Raw genomic sequence first — 21,868 nt, forward strand, 5'->3', positions numbered from 1 at the left:
ATAACAAACCTACAAATTGCATTATTCTTTTGTTTGAATTCAATCCTGTAATTATGAAATTTAATCGCCTAACTATATTTTTTCTACTAAGCGCATTCACTTTAGTCCTTTTGGGATGTAAAGAAAAGTATACTCCAAAGCCTAAGGCATATTATCGTATCGAATTTCCTGAAAAGGAATACCAGAATTGGAATGAATCAGCTCCTTTTAGCTTTGATCACCTCAACATTTCAACAGTTGAAAAAGATAAAGGTAAGGGAACCGAACAATATTGGTTTAATCTTCAATATCCAACTTATCATGCGACCATACACCTTAGCTATAAAAATGTAAGTGGTAATCTGGAAGAGTACCTTGAAGATTCACGAAAAATGGCTTACAAACATTCAATCGTAGCTGATGCCATTGCCGAGCAGGTTTATTTTAATCCTGAAGAAAAAGTATACGGAATGGTTTATCGAATAAAAGGAAATGCTGCTTCTTCTCTTCAATTTGTTGCTACTGATAGCACAAAACATTTTTTAAGAGGCGCACTTTATTTTCAAGAGCATCCCAATCAAGATTCTCTTGCTCCTGTTATTAAATACATCGATAAAGATGTTGTTCGTCTTTTGGAAACTTTAAAGTGGAAATAAGCTAAGTCGTTATGCCAATCTGCCAACAATTAGATATAAATAAGGATTGTACTTTACTTATTTGGAATGTAAGTGAACCTTTAGATGAATTGCTGCAACAAGTAACTTTAACTATTGATGAACAAGCTAAGCTTAATTCATTTGGAAGTAAGTCTCGCAAATTAGAATTTGTTGCAACTCGATGTTTAGTGCAATTAAGCTTGGGAGCAGATGTGAGAATAATGAATGATGAACACGGTAAACCTCATCTTCTTAATTCTGATCTTGCAATCAGCATTTCTCATACCAAATCCTACGTTGGCATTCTTTTAGGAAAGAATCATTCTGTTGCTCTAGATATGGAATACCTATCGGATCGTGTTGAACGAATCGCTTCTCGCTTTTTATCCGAAAAGGAATTAAATAGCATCGCAAATGAGAATAGAATATTGCATTTATACCAACACTGGTGTGCTAAAGAATGTCTGATTAAACTCTATGGTAAAAAGGATGTTCATTTAATAGACGAACTTAAAGTTGATCCTTTTTCTCCTAGTGATATTTCATTTACAGGTGAAGTTTGCAGATTAGATTTTTCGGAAAAATATACTTTTCAATTCTTGCAGTTCGATGGACAGCTTTTGGTTTATGCCACAAAAAAAGCTAGCAATTAATATTACTAGCTTCCTTTCGTTTTTTTGTTTCCTATTGAATTAATTCTTCTATTGGATTTCCATCACATCCTGATGGAATTGAAATGTTCAAGAAGCTAGAAATGGTAGGAACAATATCTTCTATTAATATAGATCTTGAAATCGTTGCTCTTTTAATTTTCCAGCCATACCAAAACAGTGGAACCTGATTTGTATAGGAGTATTGCGCTATTTGATCTCGTTCATCCTTTACTTTATGCATCCAACCTGGCTCTAAAGTAATCATCACATCACCCGAGCGTTTTTGATTAAAAGAGCGCTGAACCTTTTGCAAAATACCATGCGTGTAATTGGCATTAACCAAACTATTAGCTGTAGTTGTTGTTGCAACACCTGTAAATTGAATTAAAAAACTAGCTGCTTTTACCTGTAAATCGATTACTGAAAGCTTCGAATCTTCAATTAACTGATGGTTCAAATAAATTTGCTGAGAATCATATCCTAAAATCCATTCTCCATTTCCATATAAAATATTGAAGTACGATTTTAAAAGTGCGATTGCATTATAAGTACTAAAATATCCATTAGGTATGTTTTGCTTCGTTAAATTTTCTGGTGTATAATTTGCCGATTGATCTGCTGTGACAAAAAGCAATACATTTTCCATTCCAATTTGTTCATCTAAAAAATTAAGAAAATGTTCTATTTCTTGATCTAAACGAATAAAATTATCAACCATCTCTGGAGCAAAAGGTGATAATTCTCTATGCTTTTGATCCAAACAAGAAAAGGTCATCGCTAAAAAATCAGCATCGTCATCTTTTCCCAAATTCTCATTTATAATTGAAGCAATGGCAAAATCTTTAACCAACATATTACCAAAAGGTGTTGATTTAATTGCCTTGTAACCACGTTCTCTTTTTTCTTTATTTAAATCGTAGAAAAACTCATTGTTCAAACCTACTTTTCCAAGTAATTTATCCGATGAACTAGGTGCTTTTCCACCATCAAACGGCGTCCAAACTCTATTTAAATAAAAATCAGCAAATTTTTTCTCATTGAATTCATTCACCCAATTGTATAGTGTATCCTGATAATAACTAGAAGTGATAAATTTTCCTGAAAGATCATCCATCCAATAAGCTCCATCCGCCGCATGTCCTGCTGAATACAAAGCTGATTCACAATTTAAGGCAACACCTACAACCCTTGAATGAGTATTAAACAATTTAATTTCATCGCCCAATGTAGATGCTAACAATTTTTTAGGAGAGCTGCCTTTTTCCTTCGATTTTATCCCAACCAGTTTTTCCTGTGCATCTTCCTTAGCCATTTCTAGTTCGCCAGAAAGTCTACTGTACCATCCGTTGGAAACAATTCCATGATAAGCTGGAGGTGTTCCTGTAAAAATAGAGGCATGATCTGGCCCTGTTTGGGAATATAGGTAACTGAATTTAGCATTTTTGCAATAAGTTCCCTGATTCATCAATCGCTTAAAACCACCATCACTTAGCAAGTTTGAATAGCGAAAGAAATAATCTGATCGTAGATGATCAATTACGATTCCAACAACAAGCTTTGGTTTTTCCGATGGTATTTTTCTTGTTCTTTGAGCATTTGAAAATTGCACTGTAAGCAGTAATACTAAAAATATAAGGGTCCCAAATCTTTTACTCATCATCAATCTTGTTGCGGTTTTAATTCTTCGCCACAAATATAATGGATTCGAATTGATTAAAAAGTAATTGGACTTTGATATATTGGATTCTTTTAACGGCCAGAATAAAAAGAAATCGCTCAATTCAATTATTTACTCTGAGCTTGATAGCGAATTACATCAACTTGTTCCATAGTAATCATTCCTCCACCTCCCGATTTTTCAATCAGTAATTCAAGAATGTGCAAATAGCCATTTACTTTATCTTCGGAGTCAACAATTTCTATTATAATTGGCAAATCATCCGATAAGCTGAAAATCTTAGAGGTATGTATTCGTGAATTGGCTCCATAAGACATGATACCCCTATGAACCGTTGCTCCTGCTAATCCATATTTCTTTGCTCCATAAACAATTGCCTCGTACAATGGTCTTTGGTAAACACGATCTGCTTCACCAACAAATACACGTAATAACTTTGCTTTCCCCTTCAATCTCATATCGCCAATTTTGGTTGCTCCGATAGGAGAATCAAGAAAAACTTGAATTACTACCTAAAACAACTTGTGAATTTGTGTGCCGAAGTAAACTGCCAATAGCCCTAAGAATACGCTTCCTCCCACATATATAGAAAGATACAAAAATCCGCTATCTTTTAAAAGGTTCAGATTATCAAAAGCAAATGAAGAAAAAGTGGTAAAACCACCACAAAAACCTACCGTAAGAAACATTCTCATTTCAGGGCTAACAAGATTGTCGCGTTCGGCTAAAGAATAAATTACTCCAATAATAAAACTACCTACAATATTTACAGTCATTGTTCCAATGGGGAAAATGGTGTCGAAAAGACGATGTAATCCTTGTCCAACCAAATATCGGGATACACTTCCTAAAAATCCTCCCAATCCGATTAACAACATTGTACGAAGCATGCGGTATAGATAATAAAATGAATAATTTAAAAATTAGTAACAAGTATAAAGATACTATTCTTGAGTAATATCAAAAATGTCAAAAAAAATGGCTGTTCAAATTGAACAGCCATCTATATTTTTTATTCGAATCAATTATACATTGAAACGGAAATGCATAATATCACCATCCTGAACGACATATTCTTTCCCTTCTACATTCATTTTACCAGCTTCTTTACAAGCATTTTCAGATCCTAAGTTAGAGAAGTCTTCGTATTTGATAACCTCTGCACGAATAAATCCTTTCTCGAAATCAGTGTGAATAACTCCGGCAGCCTGAGGAGCTTTAGCACCTTTAGGATAAGTCCACGATCTAACTTCTTTAACACCTGCAGTAAAATAGGTTTCAAGTTCAAGAAGGCTAAATGCAGCTTTAATTAGCTTATTAACTCCTGGCTCTTCAAGACCAAGATCCTCCAGGAACATTTGTTTTTCTTCGTATGATTCTAGTTCTGCAATATCAGCTTCAATACCAGCACCTACAATTAAAACTTCGGCATTTTCATCTTTTACAGCTTCTTTAACAGCTTCAACGTGAACATTCCCATTTGTTACAGATGCTTCGTCAACATTACAAACGTATAGTACAGGTTTTGTTGTTAATAAATGAAGATCTTTTGTTACCAGTTCCTCAGCTTCACTAAGTTCTACTACTCGAGCTGATTTACCTTGCATTAAGACTTCCTGATAACGCTCAAGAACCTCAACTAATTTTTTAGCTTCAGGGTTTTTACCAACTTTCGCAAGTTTCGCAGCTTTTTGCAATCTTGTTTCTACAGTCTCAAGATCTTTTAACTGCAATTCCATATCAATGGTTTCTTTGTCACGAATTGGATCAACCGAACCATCTACGTGGACAATGTTTCCATCTTCGAAACAACGTAAAACGTGAATAATTGCATTGGTTTCACGAATATTTGTTAAGAATTTATTTCCTAATCCTTCACCTTTACTAGCACCTTTTACCAATCCAGCTATATCAACAATCTCCATTACTGAAGGCTGCACCTTTTGTGGCTGTACCAATTCTGTTAATCTGATCAAACGGTCATCAGGTATAGTAATTACACCTACATTAGGCTCGATAGTACAAAAAGGGAAATTTGCCGACTGTGCTTTTGCATTCGACAAACAATTAAACAAAGTGGATTTTCCAACATTTGGTAATCCAACGATTCCACACTGTAATGCCATGTTATATTTTATTTATTAATTTGCTGAGTTTCAAAAAATCTGTGCAAAAGTACATTTAAAATTTCGATGTGCCAATTTTCGTGATTTTTCTAATTAATAATTGTTAATAAATCACAATCAAAAGAAGTTCTAAAATTCATTCCTTATCTTATTAGTAGATTTAAGAAACAAGAATAAAATGTACCGAAAGATTCAATTTATCCTTTTATTAATTTTTATAAGCACTTGGAACCTTCACGCGCAGGATCCGAACTTTAGTGGGTATGGAAAAATTGATCGACATGCTAAAAGGGCTCCTGACAGTATTTGCAATAACTTAACTTTTCTACACAAGTATCTTGTTTCAGCAGCAGAAACTGATGAAGAGAAAATTCGTGCTTTTTACATCTGGATTATCAAGAATATAAAATACAAAGATCAAATAGAGTTAAAGTACAATTCGGATGTTCTTTTTTACATGGGTTCTAACAATTGTTCTTCTCCTGTATGTGTACTTAGCAGGAAACAAGCAGTTTGCGAAGGCTTTTCTAAAATATTTGAATATTTCTGCCAACAATCTGGCATCGAAGCCTATTCTATTGGTGGGTACATCTCAAAAAATGGTGTTCTTCAAGATCGTGCAACACACTCTTGGAATTTGCTTAAAATAAACGGAACCTGGCGTTTTTTTGACCTAAGTTGGGCATATGCAACTCTTCGTTACACAGGAATAAAAAGTAGTACAAATGAATTTTTTATGGTTGAACCTGAGCAATTTATTTTAACTCACCTGCCTTTAATTCCAATGTGGCAAGTTTTAGAATCACCAATTACAATAGAAACCTTTAATCAAGGAGATTCTAAAATTATAGAACAACTTGCTTCAGCTCCTCAAAACTATTCCTTTACAGATAGCATTGCAGCTTTCAAACTACTCCCACAATATAAGAAAAGGTTAAAAACAGCTGACGAAATCTTTAAAACAAATCCTTCAAACAAATTTAATCGAGCAATAGAATATTATAGATTTGCCCAAATAGCAGTCAATTTTGATAGCGAAATTACACCTCTCATTTATTACAAATTAATAAGAGCACAAGAAAAAATTAAAGTAGCCATTGACTTGTTTCAAACAAGTGATGATATTTCGTCAAAGATTATGTATTTGCATTCAAAAGATCTTTTAAAATTGATTAATAGATTACTCGATTCTGCTAGCTCAGATATAATATATTTGAAATAATTCATTATCATTTTAATTGGTCAAATCTAATACATAACTTTAGGTTTTCTAACTCTAAACTTTTGGCTCTTGAAATTCTATCTTAAATTTATCCTAATTGGTCTGATTGGCTTACTTTGTACAAAACAGAATTATGCCCAGCATCGTTCTCCTCAAAAGCAAGAGAAAACAAGAATCTTGTTTATTTTCGATGCATCTCAGAGTATGAATGGCTATTGGGAAGAATCAAAAAAGATCAATATAGCTCGTAAGTTTTTAATTCGAATGATTGATAGCTTGGAAACCCAACAAAATGTTGAAATGGCTTTAAGAGTATATGGCCATCAAAGTGTTGTTCCTCCTCAAGATTGCAGTGATACCAGATTAGAGGTTCCATTTAAGGCAGGAAATGCTGGTGAAATAAGGCAGACTCTTCGTTACATTACACCGAAAGGAACTACTCCAATTGCTCACTCACTTGAATTAGCTGCTAAGGATTTTCCTGAAATAAACAATCAAACCAGAAATGTAATAATTTTAATTACAGATGGTGTTGAGGCATGTGATGGAGATCCTTGTGCCGTATCTTTAGGTCTTCAGAAAAAAGGAATATTCTTGAAACCATTTATTATAGGAATAGGCTTAGATGTTAATTTCAAAAATAGCTTTGAATGCATTGGGAACTATTTAGAAGTTAAAAAGGAAGAGAAATTTGGAGGAACCTTAGAATATGTAATCTCCCAAGTTTTAAATAAAACGTCGGCACAAATTAATTTAATCGATGCCAATGGCTCTCCTACCGAAAGTGACGTTCCAATGACATTCTATAATACTACATCTGGAAAAGTTAGGTATCAATTCATGCACACAATGAATGCAAAAGGAAATCCAGATACTTTATATTTAGATCCTTTATTAACCTACAACATCACAATTCACACTATACCAGAATTGCATCGCGACAGCGTTATTATTAATGGTGGAAAACATACGGCTATTGGTTTTGATGCTGCGCAAGGAATGCTAAAAATTAGCTCTCCTAGAACGACTCTTTATAAAAACTTACAAATTCTTATCAAAAAGAATCAAAAAACAATCAACATTCAAACGCCAAATCAGGTAGGTAAATACTTATGCGGAAAATACAATTTAGAAATTTTGACTTTGCCAAGAATATCAATTCCTAATGTTGAAATAAACCAAAGTAAAACAACATCCATTGCAATTCCGCAACCAGGACTGGCAACTATTTTTAAACCAACCGTTGGGCCGTGCACGCTATTTGTGCAAAAAGATGATAAATTAGAATGGGTTTACAACATCCCTGAAAAAAATATACGAGAAACTTTAACCTTGCAGCCAGGCACTTATCATCTTATTTTTAGAAATAAAAATGCCTACCTATCTCAAAGTTCACGTAAAGCAAGTTTTGTAATCACATCTGGCAAATCAATACCAGTAAGATTGTAATTATATTGATTTACAATATTCTAATTATATCAGCATTAATCATTTTTTAGTCTATTTAGAAGCGTTTCCATGATGTCAAAAGGCATTTTTGTATATCTTTGCATCCATTAATAAAACCTTACCAAGTTTTTATAATCTAAAATCTCATTTTCAAAAATGGAGCCAAAAGAAATGGACAAACAAGTGGAATTATCGGTAACTGATATGGCATCGGATAATATTCGAATTTTATCAGCTGCTATGGTTGAAAAAGCAAAATCCGGACACCCTGGTGGTGCAATGGGTGGAGCTGATTTTGTAAATGTACTCTTCTCGGAATTCTTAAATTTCGACCCAACTGACATGAAATGGGCGAATCGTGATCGTTTCTTTCTTGACCCAGGTCATATGTCACCAATGTTGTATTCTATTTTAAGTCTGACAGGCAATTACAGCATGGATGATTTGAAAAACTTCAGACAATGGGGTAGTGTAACTCCTGGTCACCCTGAAGTTGATCAAGATAGAGGTGTTGAAAATACATCGGGTCCATTAGGACAAGGACATACAATGGCGGTAGGTGCTGCTATTACTGAACGTTTCCTTTGTTCTCGTTTCGGCGAGTGGATGGCTCATAAAACTTATACTTTTATCTCTGATGGTGGTATCCAGGAAGAGATCGCTCAAGGTGCTGGTCGTATTGCAGGTACTTTAGGATTGAGTAATTTGATCATGTTTTATGATGCAAATAACATTCAATTATCAACAAAAGTTGAAGAGGTAACTTGCGAAGATACAGCTAAAAAATACGAAGCTTGGGGATGGTATGTGATTACTATCAACGGTAACGATGCTGGTGAAATTCGTGCTGCACTTAAAGCTGCAAACAAAGAAACTGAGCGTCCAACTCTTATTATTGGTAAAACATTAATGGGTAAGGGTGCTGTTGATGCTGACGGATGTAGTTTTGAAAATATGGTGTCGACTCATGGTCAGCCATTGGGAGCTGCAGGTGCATCGCTAGCTAAAACAATTGAGAATCTTGGTGGTAAGGCTGAAGAGCCATTCCAAATTTTCCCGGAAGTTGAAGCTTATTACAAAGAAGTATTAGCAAAGAAAACTGCTGCTGCTGCTGTTAAGAAGGCTGAACAAGCTGAGTGGGCTAAGGCAAATCCGGAATTGGCTTCTAAGCTAGAGAACTTCTTCAAAATGGAAGCTCCAGAAATTGATTATGAAGCAATCGCTCAGAAAGAAGGCGTAGCAACTCGTGCTGCTTCTGCTGCTGTTTTAGCTGAGTTGGCTAATAAGGTTGATAACATGATTGTTTCTTCTGCTGACTTAAGTAACTCTGATAAAACAGATGGTTTCCTTAAACAGACAAAAGCATTAGTTAAAGGTGACTTCTCTGGAGCATTCCTTCAGGCAGGTGTTGCTGAGTTAACTATGGCATCTATTTGTAATGGTATTGCATTGCACGGTGGTGTTTGGGCAGCTTGTGCTACTTTCTTTGTATTTTCTGATTATATGAAGCCAGCGGTTCGTCTATCTGCATTGATGGAAGTTCCGGTAAAATATATTTGGTCTCACGATGCTTTCCGTGTAGGAGAGGATGGACCAACGCATCAGCCAATTGAGCAAGAAGCTCAAATTCGTTTGATGGAACAAATTAAAAATCACTCTGGAGAGATGAGTCTATTGGCTCTTCGTCCTGCTGATGCTTTGGAAGCTTCTGTAGCTTGGAAAATGGCTATGGAGAATACTAAGACTCCAACAGCTCTTATCATGTCTCGTCAGAACATTAAAGATCTTCCTTCAAAAGGGAATCGTTACGAAGAGGCTTTACAAGCTCAAAAAGGTGCCTACATTGTGGAGCAACCTACTTCAACGCCTGATATAATTCTTTTAGCTAGTGGTTCTGAGGTTTCAACTCTTGTAGCTGGAGCTGAATTGTTACGTGCAAAAGGAAACTTGAATATTCAGATTGTATCTGTTATCTCTGAAGGTTTATTCCGTCAGCAATCTGCAGAATACCAAGCTGAAGTTCTTCCCGCTGGAATTCCTACATTAGGATTAACTGCAGGTTTACCTGTAACTCTACAAGGATTAGTTGGAGCAAATGGTAAGTCAGTTGGTTTAGACCATTTCGGTTATTCAGCACCAGCAAGCGTGCTTGACGAGAAGTTTGGTTTTACTGCTGAGAATGTTGTAAAAGAAGTATTATCTCTACTTCAAAAATAATATACAATACACTTCTAAAAATCCGGAATCAAATCGATTCCGGATTTTTTTTTGATCCTAATTTAAACCTTTTGAAAAGAAACTAGTCTTACCTAACGCATAACAAAAGTGAAATAGCTATTTTTAAACAACATTAATGGAATGCTAATTGATGAATAAATCAGACGAAGAAATATTACAGCTTTTCCGCAATAAGTCAACCCAAAGTCAGGCATTTGGTCTTTTGCTTAAGAAATATCAGGAGCGCTTGTATTGGCAGATTCGAAAAATCGTTATTTCACACGACGATACTGATGATGTTCTTCAAAATACTTGCGTGAAAATATGGAAGGGCTTAGGGAATTTTCATTCGAAGTCTCAATTGTTTACATGGATGTATCGGATTTCAACGAACGAAGCATTAAGTTTCTTGAAGGATAAGCAGCGTAAGAGTTTTGGATCTGGAAATGGAGAGCTTGAAGAATTATTATTGGCAAGTTTAGAAAGTGATCCATATTTTGATGGGGATCACGCACAGCTAGAATTACAAAAAGCCATTGTACAGTTGCCTGAAAAACAACGTTTGGTTTTTAATATGAAATATTTTGATGAGATGAAGTACGATGAGATTTCAGGAATTCTTCAAACTTCAGTAGGAGCTCTTAAGGCATCTTATCATCATGCTGTTAAGAAAATTGAATCGATGTTAAAACTAAACGAAGTCTAAATTAAACCAATTAAAATTCCGACAGTCTAAAGAATATAACTGTCTTGAATAATATTTCAAATATGAAAAAGGATCAGCCATTTAAAGTTCCCGAAGATTACTTTGAAAATTTAAGTGATCGTATTCAGGAGAAGATCGAATTAGAAGAGAATCCTAAAAAAAGGATGCTTCAGGTATTGAAGCCATACGTTTGGATGGCAGCAAGTATTATTGGAATTGTTATTATTGCTAAAGTTGTATTAACAAATTCGGTAGACCCAAATTATAAGATCCAACAATATTCTCAATCAGAAATAAGTATCGATACACAAAGTGTAATTGTAAATACCGATGACTTAAACTGGTTTTCGGATGAAGAAGAACTAACATCGGAAGAAATTATTGAATATTTATCGGATTATGATATTGAAACAGAAACACTACTAGCAAATTTATAATAACTGAACTATGAACCGAATCGTAATCACTTTATTGCTTTTTATATTCGTAAGCTCATCATCTTTCGCTCAAGAACGTAATGGAGAAGGACGCGAAAAAATGAGAAGTAGAATCGAGGCTCAGAAGATCTCTTATATCACTCAAAAACTAGATTTAAGTCCTAAAGAAGCTCAACAATTTTGGCCATTGTACAATGAGCTAGAGAAAAAGAAACACGATATTCGTGTTAGAAGTAAAATTCTCTTTAAAAAATTATATCGCGGAAAAGATTCTATTCCTGAAGAAGAACTTCTGAAAATTAGCGATAATCTAATCGATCTTCGATTGGAAAATGTACAGCTTGAAAAAAGTTATCACATTGAATATAAAAAGATACTACCTGCCAAAAAGATTCTTGATCTTTATCATACCGAAAAACAGTTTCAAGGAATGCTATTGAGGCAGATAAAAGAAAAAGGTAGACGACAACACGGTAAATAAAATTAAAAAGGCTGTTATTTTTCAATAACAGCCTTCTTTATATCTCGTTGGACATTAATCCTACTTCAATTTTTCAACCAATTGATCAGGAGTTAGCTTTGTTTGCTCTCCTGAATCCATATCTTTTAAGCTTAATAAACCTTCTTCCATTTCCGTTTCGCCTACCATAATTACAAAAGGAATATGCTTATCATTAGCATAATTCATTTGTTTTTTCATTTTAGCTGAACCAGGGAAAATCTCAGACTTCACTCCATTTGCTCTTAAGTGTGCTAAAATTGGCAAACAATATTTTTCTTCTTTCTCACCAAAGTTCACAAACATCACCTTGGTTGTATTTACTGTTTCAGCTGGGAAACGCTCCATTTGCTCCAATACATCGTAAATACGATCGGCTCCAAACGAAATACCAACACCCGAAACATCTTTTAGTCCGAAAATACCTGTTAAGTCATCGTAACGACCACCACCTGTAATACTTCCGAATTCCATATCTTTCGACTTAACTTCGAAAATGGCACCCGTATAGTAGTTCAACCCACGAGCAAGAGTCAAGTCTAACTCGACTTCTGTCGTTACATCAAGATCTGCAAGGTAATTGAATACAGTTTCCAATTCTTCAATACCTTTCATACCAACTTCTGATGCAGAAAGAACTTCTTTCAGCTTGGCAAGTTTCTCGGTATTCGTTCCCGATAAAAGAATAATAGGCTGAAGTGTATCAATCGCTTCCTGTGGAATGCCTTTCTCAAACATTTCCTTGTTCACATTATCCAAGCCAATTTTATCCAGCTTGTCAATGGCAACAGTGATATCGATAATTCTATCTGCCTCGCCAATAATTTCGGCAATACCCGCAAGAATTTTACGGTTATTTAGTTTCACCAATACGTTTAGCTTTAAACGCTTGTAAACTTCATCAACAATCTGAATTAATTCAACCTCATTCAAGAGAGAATTGCTACCAACCACATCAACATCGCACTGATAGAACTCGCGATAACGTCCTTTTTGCGGACGATCGGCTCTCCAGACGGGCTGAATTTGATAACGCTTAAAAGGGAAAGAAATATCGTTGCGATGCTGCACAACGTAACGTGCAAAAGGAACCGTAAGATCATATCTTAATCCTTTTTCAGCTATTTTTGTGGTTAACTTTACTGAGTTCTTTTCGCGAAACTGATCTTCGTTAACTTTCGAAATAAAATCTCCTGAGTTTAAAACCTTGAATAGTAACTTATCTCCTTCTTCACCATACTTACCCATTAGAGTAGATAAATTCTCCATCGATGGTGTTTCGATGGGCATAAAACCATAGAGTTGAAACACCTCTTTAATGGTATCGAATATATAATTTCGCTTCACCATTTCAACAGGTGAGAAATCTCTCGTTCCCTTAGGAATTGACGGTTTTTGAGCCATTGTAATTCTTTATTTTGGTTAATTTTTTCAGAGCTACAAAATTATGAAATTATTTGAGAGAAACCACAGCTTTTTACTGCGAACTATTCACTTCAATATATTAACTTATTTATGAGTCTATTTTTAAGGTAAGATAAAGTAATAATTAGGTATGTATTTGCTAGCTCTTTTTTATACGTCTGAGTATGTTCGCAAAAAAATCAACCAGAATACCTAAAACAAAAGGGTAATGCCACAATTCTATCTTCAAAACAATTAGAAGAAATACCGATAGCAAGAATAAGACATTTACAGCAAGTTTTAAATATTCGAATGTTGTCCATTCTTTTACGCTCTTATAAAACAACATTTTTATTTGAACACCTGAATAAAGAACCATTCCTATTGCAAAAATTACATCTCCGAAAGGCAATTGTTTAATTAAACGGTAGCCACCTAAAAAAACGAAGACAATCCCAATAAAGTAGATTGTCTTGTATATAGAAAATGATTTCATTCTATCATTTTATAAAATTAATACTAAGCGGATATTGGTAATCCTCACCGTTTAAAGTTTTAACGATAGCCAAAACAACAAAGATCAAATTTAGCAAAGCTAGCCCAATTAGCAGTAAAATCCCGATTCCTACAATCACCAATATAGCAGACACAAATATATATATGCTCATTGAAATTTGAAAATTTAGAGATTTTTTGCCTTCTCTATCTACCAATTCAGAAGAATCTTTTTTCATTGACCACAAAATAAGTGGGCCAACCACGTTACCAAAAGGAATAATTACTCCAGAGAAAGAGGCCAAATGGCAAAACATAGCCCAATTACGTTCATCAGATGAATTTGCAAATTGATTCATTTAATTCTGTTTAAGTGAATATTTATATTGTGTATTAAGTTACAAAAATAAGGGAAGAGATTCAATTGAAACCCTTCCCTTTTTAACAGTTAATCAGCGATGAGTTTCTTATATCGAATACGCTTAGGTCCTTCGTCACCTAATCGTTTCTTTCTGTTTATTTCATAATCGCTGTAACCACCTTCAAAAAAATGAACATGAGAATCACCTTCGAAAGCAAGAATATGCGTTGCAATTCTATCCAGGAACCAACGGTCGTGAGAAATAACTACAGCACAACCTGCAAAGCTCTCTAAACCTTCCTCAAGTGCACGAAGCGTATTTACATCAATATCATTGGTTGGCTCATCGAGAAGTAATACATTGGCTTCTTCCTTAAGTGTAAGGGCCAGGTGTAAACGGTTACGTTCACCACCCGAAAGCACACCACATTTTTTCTCCTGATCGGCGCCAGCAAAGTTGAAACGTCCCACATAGGCACGAGCGTTAATTTGTCTTCCTCCAACATTAATCAAATCACCACCACCTGAGATAACTTCATAAACCGATTTATCCGGATCAATATCTGCATGTTGCTGATCAACATAACCTACCTTCACTGTTTCACCCACCTCGAATGTTCCTTTGTCAGGTGTTTCAAGATCCATAATCATTCTGAAAAGTGTGGTTTTACCCGCACCATTGGGTCCTATAACACCTACAATACCTGCTGGTGGCAATTCGAATTCCAAATCTTCATAAAGCAATTTGGTTCCGTATCCTTTTGATACGCCTTGTACTTGAATCACCTTATTACCCAAACGTGGTCCGTTAGGAATAAAGATCTCCAACTTTTCTTCTTTCTGCTTCAAATCTTCGTTCATCATGTTGTCGTAAGCATTCAGACGAGCCTTATTTTTCGCCTGACGTGCCTTTGGTGCCATACGCACCCACTCCAACTCACGCTCAAGCGTTTTACGACGCTTACTAGCCGTTTTCTCTTCCATTTCCATGCGCTTGGTCTTCTGATCCAGCCATTCGCTATAGTTTCCTTTCCAGGGAATACCTTCTCCACGGTCAAGTTCAAGAATCCAACCTGCTACATTATCTAAGAAATAACGGTCGTGAGTAATACTGATAACCGTTCCTTTGTACTGGGCAAGATGCTGCTCCAACCACTCTACCGATTCAGCATCCAAGTGGTTAGTTGGTTCATCAAGAAGTAGAATATCTGGTTCCTGCAATAACAATCGGCATAAGGCAACACGACGACGCTCACCTCCTGAAAGGTTTCTAACTGAGGCATCTCCTTCGGGACAACGCAAAGCATCCATTGCTCGCTCTAATTTGGTATCAAGGTTCCAAGCATCAAAATGATCAATTTTTTCCTGTAGATCTGCTTGCTCATCCATTACGGCTTGCATCTTATCAGGATCTTCTAATACATCAGGATCAGCAAACTTCAAGTTAACTGCTTCGTAAGCTGCCAGGCAATCTACAATCTCCTGTACACCTTCTTCTACAATCTCTCTTACCGTTTTGTTATCATCCAATTCAGGCTCCTGAGCCAAATAACCAATATTGTGATCTTTCGACCATACAACGTGACCATCAAACGATGGCTCAACACCTGCAATAATCTTAAGTAAGGTTGACTTACCCGATCCATTTAAACCGATAATACCAATCTTTGCCCCATAAAAGAAAGAAAGGTTAATATTATTCAATACTTTTTTTTGCGATGAGAACGTTTTACTAACACGATCCATCGAAAAGATAATCTTCTTATCGTCTGCCATTATATATACATTATTTATTTTTTACAATTTCTTACTTCTGCAAAAATAGAAAATTTGCTTCGATAATTTAGATATTCATTTCCACTTTAGAACTATTAATATCTAGACAGATAGATATACTCATCAATAATCTAATGTGAAATTGAACAATTCTATTTTTTATTATAGTTAAAAATCCCTACTTTTAATTATCAAAATATGGGGCTATTATGGAGAAGACTGCAAATAAAAAACTTTCTGAATTACTAGAACGAATAGGCATAGAGACTAAGAAGAAAATATTCTGGGAAGAAACTATTGACTCTTCTGTTGTTGTAAAAACGCATCCGAACAAAAGAAACATTCCTATAAAAGAAGCTAAAGTTCTTTTGGTAGAAGATCAGCCAAGCAATAGAAAAACTATTGAAGTTTTCTTAAAACAAAAAGTAGCTAAGGTGGATATCGCTGAAAATGGTAAACAAGCGGTAGAACTTTTTGCAAAAGAACAATACGATATTGTCTTAATGGATTTACAAATGCCAATTATGGGTGGAATAGAAGCTTCTTTGAGAATTCGCAAAATAGAAGAAGATCGTGATTTCTCTATTCCAATTATTGCCTTTACCGCAAACTTTTATTCTGATGATAAGGAAATTTCAATTGAAGTAGGTATGAACGCTTATTTATCCAAACCATTTCAATCAAAAACTTTATTTGCCTTGATGCAAGAATACATTTAGTAAATTTCACATATAAAAAAAAGGGATCTGAAAAGATCCCTTTTTTGTTTTTATAAAATATGGATTAACATCCAAATTTAGCGTTAGCTCCCAATTCTTCTTCAATACGAAGTAATTGATTGTACTTAGCCATACGGTCAGAACGGCTCAAAGAACCAGTTTTAATCTGTCCGGCATTTGTAGCAACAGAAATGTCAGCGATAGTAGCATCTTCAGTTTCACCAGAACGGTGAGAAGTTACTGAAGTATAACCCGCACGGTGAGCCATTTCAATAGCATTTAACGTCTCAGTTAAAGTACCAATTTGGTTTACCTTAATCAAGATAGAGTTAGCAGCCTTAAGCTCGATACCTTTAGCTAAGTAGTCAACGTTAGTTACGAATAAATCGTCACCTACGATCTGACACTTGTCACCGATAAGAGCATTTAAAGCAACCCATCCATCCCAGTCACCTTCGTCCATACCATCTTCGATAGAATCAATTGGGTACTTAGCGATTAACTCAGCTAAATAAGCAGCTTGTTCTTCAGAGTTTCTCTTAGCTCCGTTTGGCTCAAAAATGCTATAGTCATATACACCATCCTTGAAAAACTCAGAAGCAGCACAGTCCATTGCGATAGAAACATCACCACCATCTTCTTTACGACCAGGCTTGTAACCAGCGTTTTTAACAGCAGTAAGGATACACTCGATAGCTTCTTCAGTACCACCCAACATTGGAGCGAAACCACCTTCGTCACCTACAGCAGTAGAAAGATTTTTACCTTTAAGTACTTTAGCAAGAGCGTGAAATACTTCAGCACCCATTCTTAAAGCCTCACGGAAAGATGGAGCACCAATAGGACGAATCATGAACTCCTGGAATGCGATAGTCGCATCAGAGTGAGATCCACCATTAATGATGTTCATCATAGGAACCGGAAGAACGTTAGCATTAGCTCCACCGATATAACGGTACAATGGTAACTCAGAGTATGCAGCAGCGGCTTTAGCAGCAGCCAAAGATACACCTAACATAGCATTAGCACCTAATTTTGATTTTGTTTTAGTACCGTCAAGAGCGATCATTGCCTTATCGATAGCAACTTGGTTAGTTGCATCCATACCGATTAAAGCAGGAGCGATAACGTTATTCACGTTTTCAACAGCTTTTAACACACCTTTTCCTAAGTAACGTGACTTATCACCATCACGAAGCTCCAAGGCTTCATTTTCACCTGTAGAAGCTCCGGAAGGAACACCAGCGCGTCCCATATAACCACTTGCAAGTGTTACTTCTACTTCGATAGTTGGATTTCCACGTGAGTCAAGAATCTCACGACCGTGAATCTTTACAATTTCTGACATAACTTACGTATTAAAAAAATTATAATAGTAACAATTTTACTTCTTTATTTTCAACCCTAAATTTCGGTAAATTAATGCAATAAACTGGTATGAAGTATTCTAAAACATACCAAATATTTTACGCAAACGTTGGAAAAATCTTTAGGGCATTAAAAAAGGGATAAAGTTAGACTTTATCCCTTTTGATATTGTAGAAGGAAGTTCTATTTTTCTTCCTTGTTAGTTGTATCCTCAGCAGTTTTTGGAGTCTCTTCAGACTTCGCTTCTGCTTTAGTTTCTTCTACAGTTTCTGTTGTTGCTTGCGCTTCAACAGTTTTTGCAGAACTACGTCTTCTACGTGTAGTTTTCTTAACTTCAGCTTTTTTCTCTGTTACGTAAGTCTCATTGAAATCAACTAGCTCGATAATACACATTTCTGCGTTATCTCCTAAACGATTTCCTGTCTTAAGAATACGAGTGTAACCTCCGTTACGAGTCGCAACCTTAACTGAAACTTCTCTGAACAACTCAGTAACGGCTTCTTTTTGCTTTAAGTAGCTAAAAACAACACGTCTTGAGTGAGTAGTATCTTCCTTACTTTTAGTAATCAATGGCTCTACATACATTTTTAAAGCTTTAGCTTTAGCAGTAGTTGTACTGATTCTTTTGTGTAAGATTAAAGAAGACGCCATATTTGAAAGCATAGCCTTTCTGTGGGCAGCTTTTCTTCCTAGGTGATTGAATCTTTTTCTATGTCTCATTTTACCTTATTCCTTATCTAATTTATACTTAGAAATATCCATACCGAAAGTAAGATTCAATGACTCTAATAAGTCATCAAGCTCGGTTAAGGACTTCTTACCAAAGTTTCTAAATTTCAATAGGTCGTTTCTGTTGAATTGAACTAATTCTCCTAATGTATCAACATCAGCAGCTTTCAAGCAGTTCAATGCTCTAACAGAAAGATCCATGTCTACCAATTTAGTCTTAAGAAGTTGACGCATGTGCAATACTTCTTCATCAAACTCTTCGTTTGCAAATTTCTCATCAGTGTCAAGAGTAATCTTTTCATCTGAGAATAGCATGAAGTGATAAATAAGAATTTTCGCAGCTTCTTTTAACGCCTCTTTGGGATGAATTGAACCATCAGTCGTAATCTCGAATACTAACTTTTCATAGTCAGTCTTCTGCTCTACACGGTAGTTCTCAACATCGAACTTGACGTTCTTAATTGGTGTGTGAATAGCATCAATTGGAATTACTCCAAATTCAGCATCAACAGGTTTATTCTCTACAGAAGGAATATAACCACGACCTTTGTTGATAGTTAAATCCAATTGTAATTTGGCAGAGCTATCCATTCTGCAAATCACAAGCTCAGGATTCAACACTTCGAAACCGGTTAGGAACTTGTTAATATCGCCTGCTGTAAAAGTTTCTTGATCCGAAATGGTAACAGTTACCAACTCGCTGTCAACTTCTTCAACTTTTTGTTTAAACCGAACTTGTTTCAAGTTCAGGATCATTTCGGTTACGTCCTCAATAACACCTGGTACAGTAGAAAACTCATGATCAACACCTTGAACCTTAATAGTAGTTATAGCGTACCCCTCTAGAGAAGAAAGTAAAATTCTTCTTAAGGCGTTACCTATTGTAATACCATATCCTGGCTCTAATGGACGAAATTCGAATTTTCCGAATCTATCGTCAGCGTCGAGCATAATAACTTTGTCCGGTTTTTGGAAAGCTAATATTGCCATAAAATATTGATTAACTATTTTTATTTAGAATACAATTCAACGATTAACTGCTCCTTGATGTTCTCAGGAATTTCAGTTCTTTCTGGAATGTTTAAAAACTTACCACTAAGTGAAGTTTGATCCCACTCCAACCAAGATGCTTGGTTGTATCTTGCAGTAGATAAAGAATCGGTAATAGCAATTAAAGACTTCGATTTTTCACGAACTCCTACGATATCCCCGGCTTTTACTGAAAATGAAGCGATATTACAAACCTGACCGTTTACAGTAATATGTTTATGGCTTACCAACTGACGAGCAGCTGATCTTGTTGGAGCAACGCCTAATCTGTAAACAACGTTATCTAAACGACATTCTAGGAGTTGTAACAATACTTCACCAGTAATACCTTTACTTCTTGCGGCCTTTTTAAATAAGTTAGAGAATTGCTTTTCTAACACACCATAAGTGTATTTTACTTTTTGCTTCTCTTTCAACTGAACCCCGTATTCAGACATCTTTGATCTTCTACGGCTATTACCGTGCTGTCCTGGAGGGTAGTTTTTATTTTCAAATGCCTTATCAGGTCCAAAAATTGGCTCTCCAAATTTTCTAGCAATTTTACTCTTTGGTCCTATATATCTAGCCATCTCTTATTAAATTTAATTTTTTCTAAAAATAGAAACTTTGCATTAAGATTTGAATTATGAAAATGCCGCGTTTTTTAGAGAGGATATCAATAAAACTAATTCAAATTCTTTAGATGCATTTTTAATTATACTCTACGTCTTTTCGGTGGTCTACAACCATTGTGTGGTAGTGGAGTTACATCGATGATTTCTGCGATATCAATTCCGCAAGCATTTACTGCACGGATAGCAGATTCACGTCCGTTTCCTGGACCTTTAACGTATACTTTAACTTTTCTCAAACCTAGATCATGAGCAACTTTAGCACAATCGGATGCTGCTTGTTGAGCTGCATATGGAGTATTCTTCTTAGAACCTCTAAATCCCATTTTACCGGCCGATGACCAAGAAATAACCTGACCAGTGTTATTGGTCATTGAGATAATAATGTTGTTGAATGATGAGTGGATGTGCACTTGTCCTAGCGCTTCAACCTTCACAACTTTCTTTTTAACTGATACTGACTTCTTTGCCATAACTTAACAATTATTTAGTTGCTTTCTTTTTGTTTGCAACTGTTTTTCTCTTACCCTTTCTAGTACGGGAGTTATTTTTAGTTCTCTGTCCACGCAATGGTAAACCAACACGGTGACGAATTCCTCTATAACATCCGATATCCATCAAACGCTTAATGTTCAGTTGATTTAAAGAACGCAACTCACCTTCTACTTTGAAGGTAGCGTTAATAGCCTGACGAATTTTTCCAGCTTCATCATCTGTCCAGTCCTTAACTTTAGTGTCGTAATTAACACCAGCTTCATCAAGGATTTGTTTAGCGGCGCTTCTACCAATTCCAAAGATGTAAGTTAAACTAATAACTCCTCTTTTGTTTTGAGGCAAATCGACTCCAACAATTCTAGCCATAAAATTTATTTATTTATTTACAAGTTAACTTAATTATCCTTGACGTTGTTTAAACTTAGGATTCTTTTTATTAATCACATACAAACGTCCTTTTCTTCTAACGATCTTACAATCTTCAGAACGTTTCTTTACAGATGCTCTTACCTTCATTTTATCGAAATTTAATTTTTGTATCTAAAAGTAATGCGCCCTTTAGTAAGATCGTATGGTGACATTTCCACTTTAACCTTATCCCCAGGCAAGATCTTAATATAGTGCATTCTCATTTTCCCGGAGATATGTGCTGTTATCACATGTCCGTTCTCAAGTTCTACGCGAAACATTGCATTTGATAATGCTTCGGTAATGGTACCGTCTTGTTCTATTGAAGGCTGTTTAGCCATAAGTAATAATTGTATTATATGTTATTTTATTCCTCAATAAATTCAAAACTGGACAGGATCAGATCATTTTACAATCACCATTTCTTCTCACAATTTCAATCCACGTCCTTTTTTCAATAATCCAGAACTAATGGCTCTTCATGAAGATTTCTCCAATTCCTTGTCTTCCCATCTTTCTTACAGCAGAAATTCAATGACTCTCTGCACGCTTCGTATGGCAAAACCTATTTCGCCTAATGATTACCATCAATATTTTTTACTACTCTGTAAAAACTCTTCTGATAACCTTCAACAGTTGCTGAATGTAGGAGTACTGAACCAATAGTAAAGGTCTTATATAAATTATCAAAAAACAATTCAACAAACCTCATAATCACAGGAAACAACATCTCCCTATTTCAGCTAAAAGCTAGATGGAATTCCTTGAACAACCTACTAGTTAATTAAAACAAAAGGTATTCTGGAATCCATCGTAACCAAGAAACCTTG

Annotated in this window: 25 protein-coding genes; 9 read left to right on the forward strand and 16 right to left on the reverse strand. The window is 35.5% G+C overall.

Features of this window, described 5'->3' with window-relative positions; translation table 11 throughout:
* Positions 1-53 precede the first annotated feature (53 nt).
* Both gldD and L3049_RS08885 read left to right on the forward strand, forming a co-directional pair.
* The gene (gene gldD / locus L3049_RS08880) at positions 54-635 is read left to right on the forward strand and encodes a gliding motility lipoprotein GldD (RefSeq protein ID WP_275109453.1); all 582 of its coding nucleotides are present in this window, start codon (positions 54-56) and stop codon (positions 633-635) included.
* A gap of 11 nt (positions 636-646) precedes the next feature.
* The gene (locus L3049_RS08885) at positions 647-1,288 is read left to right on the forward strand and encodes a 4'-phosphopantetheinyl transferase family protein (RefSeq protein WP_275109454.1); all 642 of its coding nucleotides are present in this window, start codon (positions 647-649) and stop codon (positions 1,286-1,288) included.
* A gap of 31 nt (positions 1,289-1,319) precedes the next feature.
* On the opposite strand, the gene L3049_RS08890 is transcribed toward L3049_RS08885, so the two are convergent.
* The 4 genes from L3049_RS08890 to ychF all read right to left on the reverse strand — a co-directional run bounded on the left by L3049_RS08890 (position 1,320) and on the right by ychF (position 5,092).
* Complete coding sequence (locus L3049_RS08890; protein ID WP_275109455.1) at positions 1,320-2,945, reverse strand: alkaline phosphatase family protein; 1,626 nt, start codon at positions 2,943-2,945, stop codon at positions 1,320-1,322.
* 128 nt (positions 2,946-3,073) lie between these two features.
* The gene (locus L3049_RS08895; RefSeq protein WP_275109456.1) at positions 3,074-3,424 is read right to left on the reverse strand and encodes a DUF190 domain-containing protein; all 351 of its coding nucleotides are present in this window, start codon (positions 3,422-3,424) and stop codon (positions 3,074-3,076) included.
* 54 nt (positions 3,425-3,478) lie between these two features.
* The gene (crcB, locus tag L3049_RS08900) at positions 3,479-3,856 is read right to left on the reverse strand and encodes a fluoride efflux transporter CrcB (protein ID WP_275109457.1); all 378 of its coding nucleotides are present in this window, start codon (positions 3,854-3,856) and stop codon (positions 3,479-3,481) included.
* A 135-nt stretch (positions 3,857-3,991) separates the two neighbouring features.
* Positions 3,992-5,092 (reverse strand): redox-regulated ATPase YchF, encoded by a 1,101-nt coding sequence (ychF, locus tag L3049_RS08905; protein WP_275109458.1) that lies wholly within the window; start codon positions 5,090-5,092, stop codon positions 3,992-3,994.
* 178 nt (positions 5,093-5,270) lie between these two features.
* Here ychF and L3049_RS08910 point away from each other — a divergent pair, with 178 nt between their 5' ends.
* From L3049_RS08910 to L3049_RS08935, 6 genes are all read left to right on the forward strand, one after another.
* Positions 5,271-6,314, forward strand: a complete 1,044-nt coding sequence (locus L3049_RS08910; RefSeq protein ID WP_275109459.1) for a transglutaminase domain-containing protein — start codon at positions 5,271-5,273, stop codon at positions 6,312-6,314.
* Positions 6,315-6,383: 69 nt separating this feature from the next.
* Positions 6,384-7,763, forward strand: a complete 1,380-nt coding sequence (locus L3049_RS08915; protein WP_275109460.1) for a vWA domain-containing protein — start codon at positions 6,384-6,386, stop codon at positions 7,761-7,763.
* A gap of 156 nt (positions 7,764-7,919) precedes the next feature.
* A complete protein-coding gene (locus L3049_RS08920; protein ID WP_275109461.1) occupies positions 7,920-9,980 on the forward strand; it encodes a transketolase family protein in 2,061 nt (686 codons plus the stop codon).
* A gap of 151 nt (positions 9,981-10,131) precedes the next feature.
* Positions 10,132-10,686, forward strand: coding sequence for an RNA polymerase sigma factor (locus L3049_RS08925; protein WP_275109462.1), 555 nt, complete (start codon positions 10,132-10,134; stop codon positions 10,684-10,686).
* A 62-nt stretch (positions 10,687-10,748) separates the two neighbouring features.
* Positions 10,749-11,123 (forward strand): hypothetical protein, encoded by a 375-nt coding sequence (locus L3049_RS08930; protein WP_275109463.1) that lies wholly within the window; start codon positions 10,749-10,751, stop codon positions 11,121-11,123.
* A 10-nt stretch (positions 11,124-11,133) separates the two neighbouring features.
* Positions 11,134-11,604 (forward strand): hypothetical protein, encoded by a 471-nt coding sequence (locus L3049_RS08935; protein ID WP_275109464.1) that lies wholly within the window; start codon positions 11,134-11,136, stop codon positions 11,602-11,604.
* Between the two features lie 60 nt (positions 11,605-11,664).
* Here L3049_RS08935 and hisS read toward each other — a convergent pair whose 3' ends face one another.
* The 4 genes from hisS to ettA all read right to left on the reverse strand — a co-directional run bounded on the left by hisS (position 11,665) and on the right by ettA (position 15,658).
* Complete coding sequence (gene hisS / locus L3049_RS08940) at positions 11,665-13,026, reverse strand: histidine--tRNA ligase (protein WP_275109465.1); 1,362 nt, start codon at positions 13,024-13,026, stop codon at positions 11,665-11,667.
* A gap of 160 nt (positions 13,027-13,186) precedes the next feature.
* Positions 13,187-13,522, reverse strand: coding sequence for a hypothetical protein (locus L3049_RS08945; protein ID WP_275109466.1), 336 nt, complete (start codon positions 13,520-13,522; stop codon positions 13,187-13,189).
* Positions 13,523-13,526: 4 nt separating this feature from the next.
* Positions 13,527-13,880: a DUF4870 domain-containing protein gene (locus L3049_RS08950; RefSeq protein WP_275109467.1), complete on the reverse strand. Its 354-nt coding sequence runs from the start codon at positions 13,878-13,880 to the stop codon at positions 13,527-13,529.
* A gap of 89 nt (positions 13,881-13,969) precedes the next feature.
* Positions 13,970-15,658, reverse strand: coding sequence for an energy-dependent translational throttle protein EttA (ettA, locus tag L3049_RS08955; RefSeq protein ID WP_275109468.1), 1,689 nt, complete (start codon positions 15,656-15,658; stop codon positions 13,970-13,972).
* 209 nt (positions 15,659-15,867) lie between these two features.
* Between ettA and L3049_RS08960 the strand changes: the two genes are divergently transcribed.
* Positions 15,868-16,377: a response regulator gene (locus L3049_RS08960; protein WP_275109469.1), complete on the forward strand. Its 510-nt coding sequence runs from the start codon at positions 15,868-15,870 to the stop codon at positions 16,375-16,377.
* A 64-nt stretch (positions 16,378-16,441) separates the two neighbouring features.
* Here L3049_RS08960 and eno read toward each other — a convergent pair whose 3' ends face one another.
* The 8 genes from eno to infA all read right to left on the reverse strand — a co-directional run bounded on the left by eno (position 16,442) and on the right by infA (position 21,379).
* On the reverse strand, positions 16,442-17,725 hold the full coding sequence (gene eno, locus L3049_RS08965; RefSeq protein ID WP_275109470.1) for a phosphopyruvate hydratase: 1,284 nt from the start codon (positions 17,723-17,725) through the stop codon (positions 16,442-16,444).
* Positions 17,726-17,928: 203 nt separating this feature from the next.
* The gene (rplQ, locus tag L3049_RS08970; protein WP_425440812.1) at positions 17,929-18,465 is read right to left on the reverse strand and encodes a 50S ribosomal protein L17; all 537 of its coding nucleotides are present in this window, start codon (positions 18,463-18,465) and stop codon (positions 17,929-17,931) included.
* Between the two features lie 6 nt (positions 18,466-18,471).
* Positions 18,472-19,464 carry a DNA-directed RNA polymerase subunit alpha gene (locus L3049_RS08975; RefSeq protein ID WP_275109471.1) on the reverse strand — a complete coding sequence of 331 codons (993 nt, stop codon included), beginning with the start codon at positions 19,462-19,464 and terminating at the stop codon, positions 18,472-18,474.
* A gap of 20 nt (positions 19,465-19,484) precedes the next feature.
* Entirely contained in the window at positions 19,485-20,093 is a 609-nt protein-coding gene (gene rpsD, locus L3049_RS08980) for a 30S ribosomal protein S4 (protein ID WP_129252929.1), read from the reverse strand.
* A gap of 125 nt (positions 20,094-20,218) precedes the next feature.
* On the reverse strand, positions 20,219-20,608 hold the full coding sequence (gene rpsK, locus L3049_RS08985; protein ID WP_275109472.1) for a 30S ribosomal protein S11: 390 nt from the start codon (positions 20,606-20,608) through the stop codon (positions 20,219-20,221).
* A gap of 10 nt (positions 20,609-20,618) precedes the next feature.
* The gene (rpsM, locus tag L3049_RS08990; RefSeq protein WP_275109473.1) at positions 20,619-20,996 is read right to left on the reverse strand and encodes a 30S ribosomal protein S13; all 378 of its coding nucleotides are present in this window, start codon (positions 20,994-20,996) and stop codon (positions 20,619-20,621) included.
* Between the two features lie 33 nt (positions 20,997-21,029).
* Positions 21,030-21,146: a type B 50S ribosomal protein L36 gene (gene ykgO, locus L3049_RS08995; protein ID WP_054714088.1), complete on the reverse strand. Its 117-nt coding sequence runs from the start codon at positions 21,144-21,146 to the stop codon at positions 21,030-21,032.
* Positions 21,147-21,157: 11 nt separating this feature from the next.
* On the reverse strand, positions 21,158-21,379 hold the full coding sequence (gene infA, locus L3049_RS09000) for a translation initiation factor IF-1 (protein ID WP_054714084.1): 222 nt from the start codon (positions 21,377-21,379) through the stop codon (positions 21,158-21,160).
* Positions 21,380-21,868: the final 489 nt, after the last annotated feature.

Source organism: Labilibaculum sp. DW002, from assembly GCF_029029525.1.
GTDB lineage: Bacteria > Bacteroidota > Bacteroidia > Bacteroidales > Marinifilaceae > Paralabilibaculum > Paralabilibaculum antarcticum.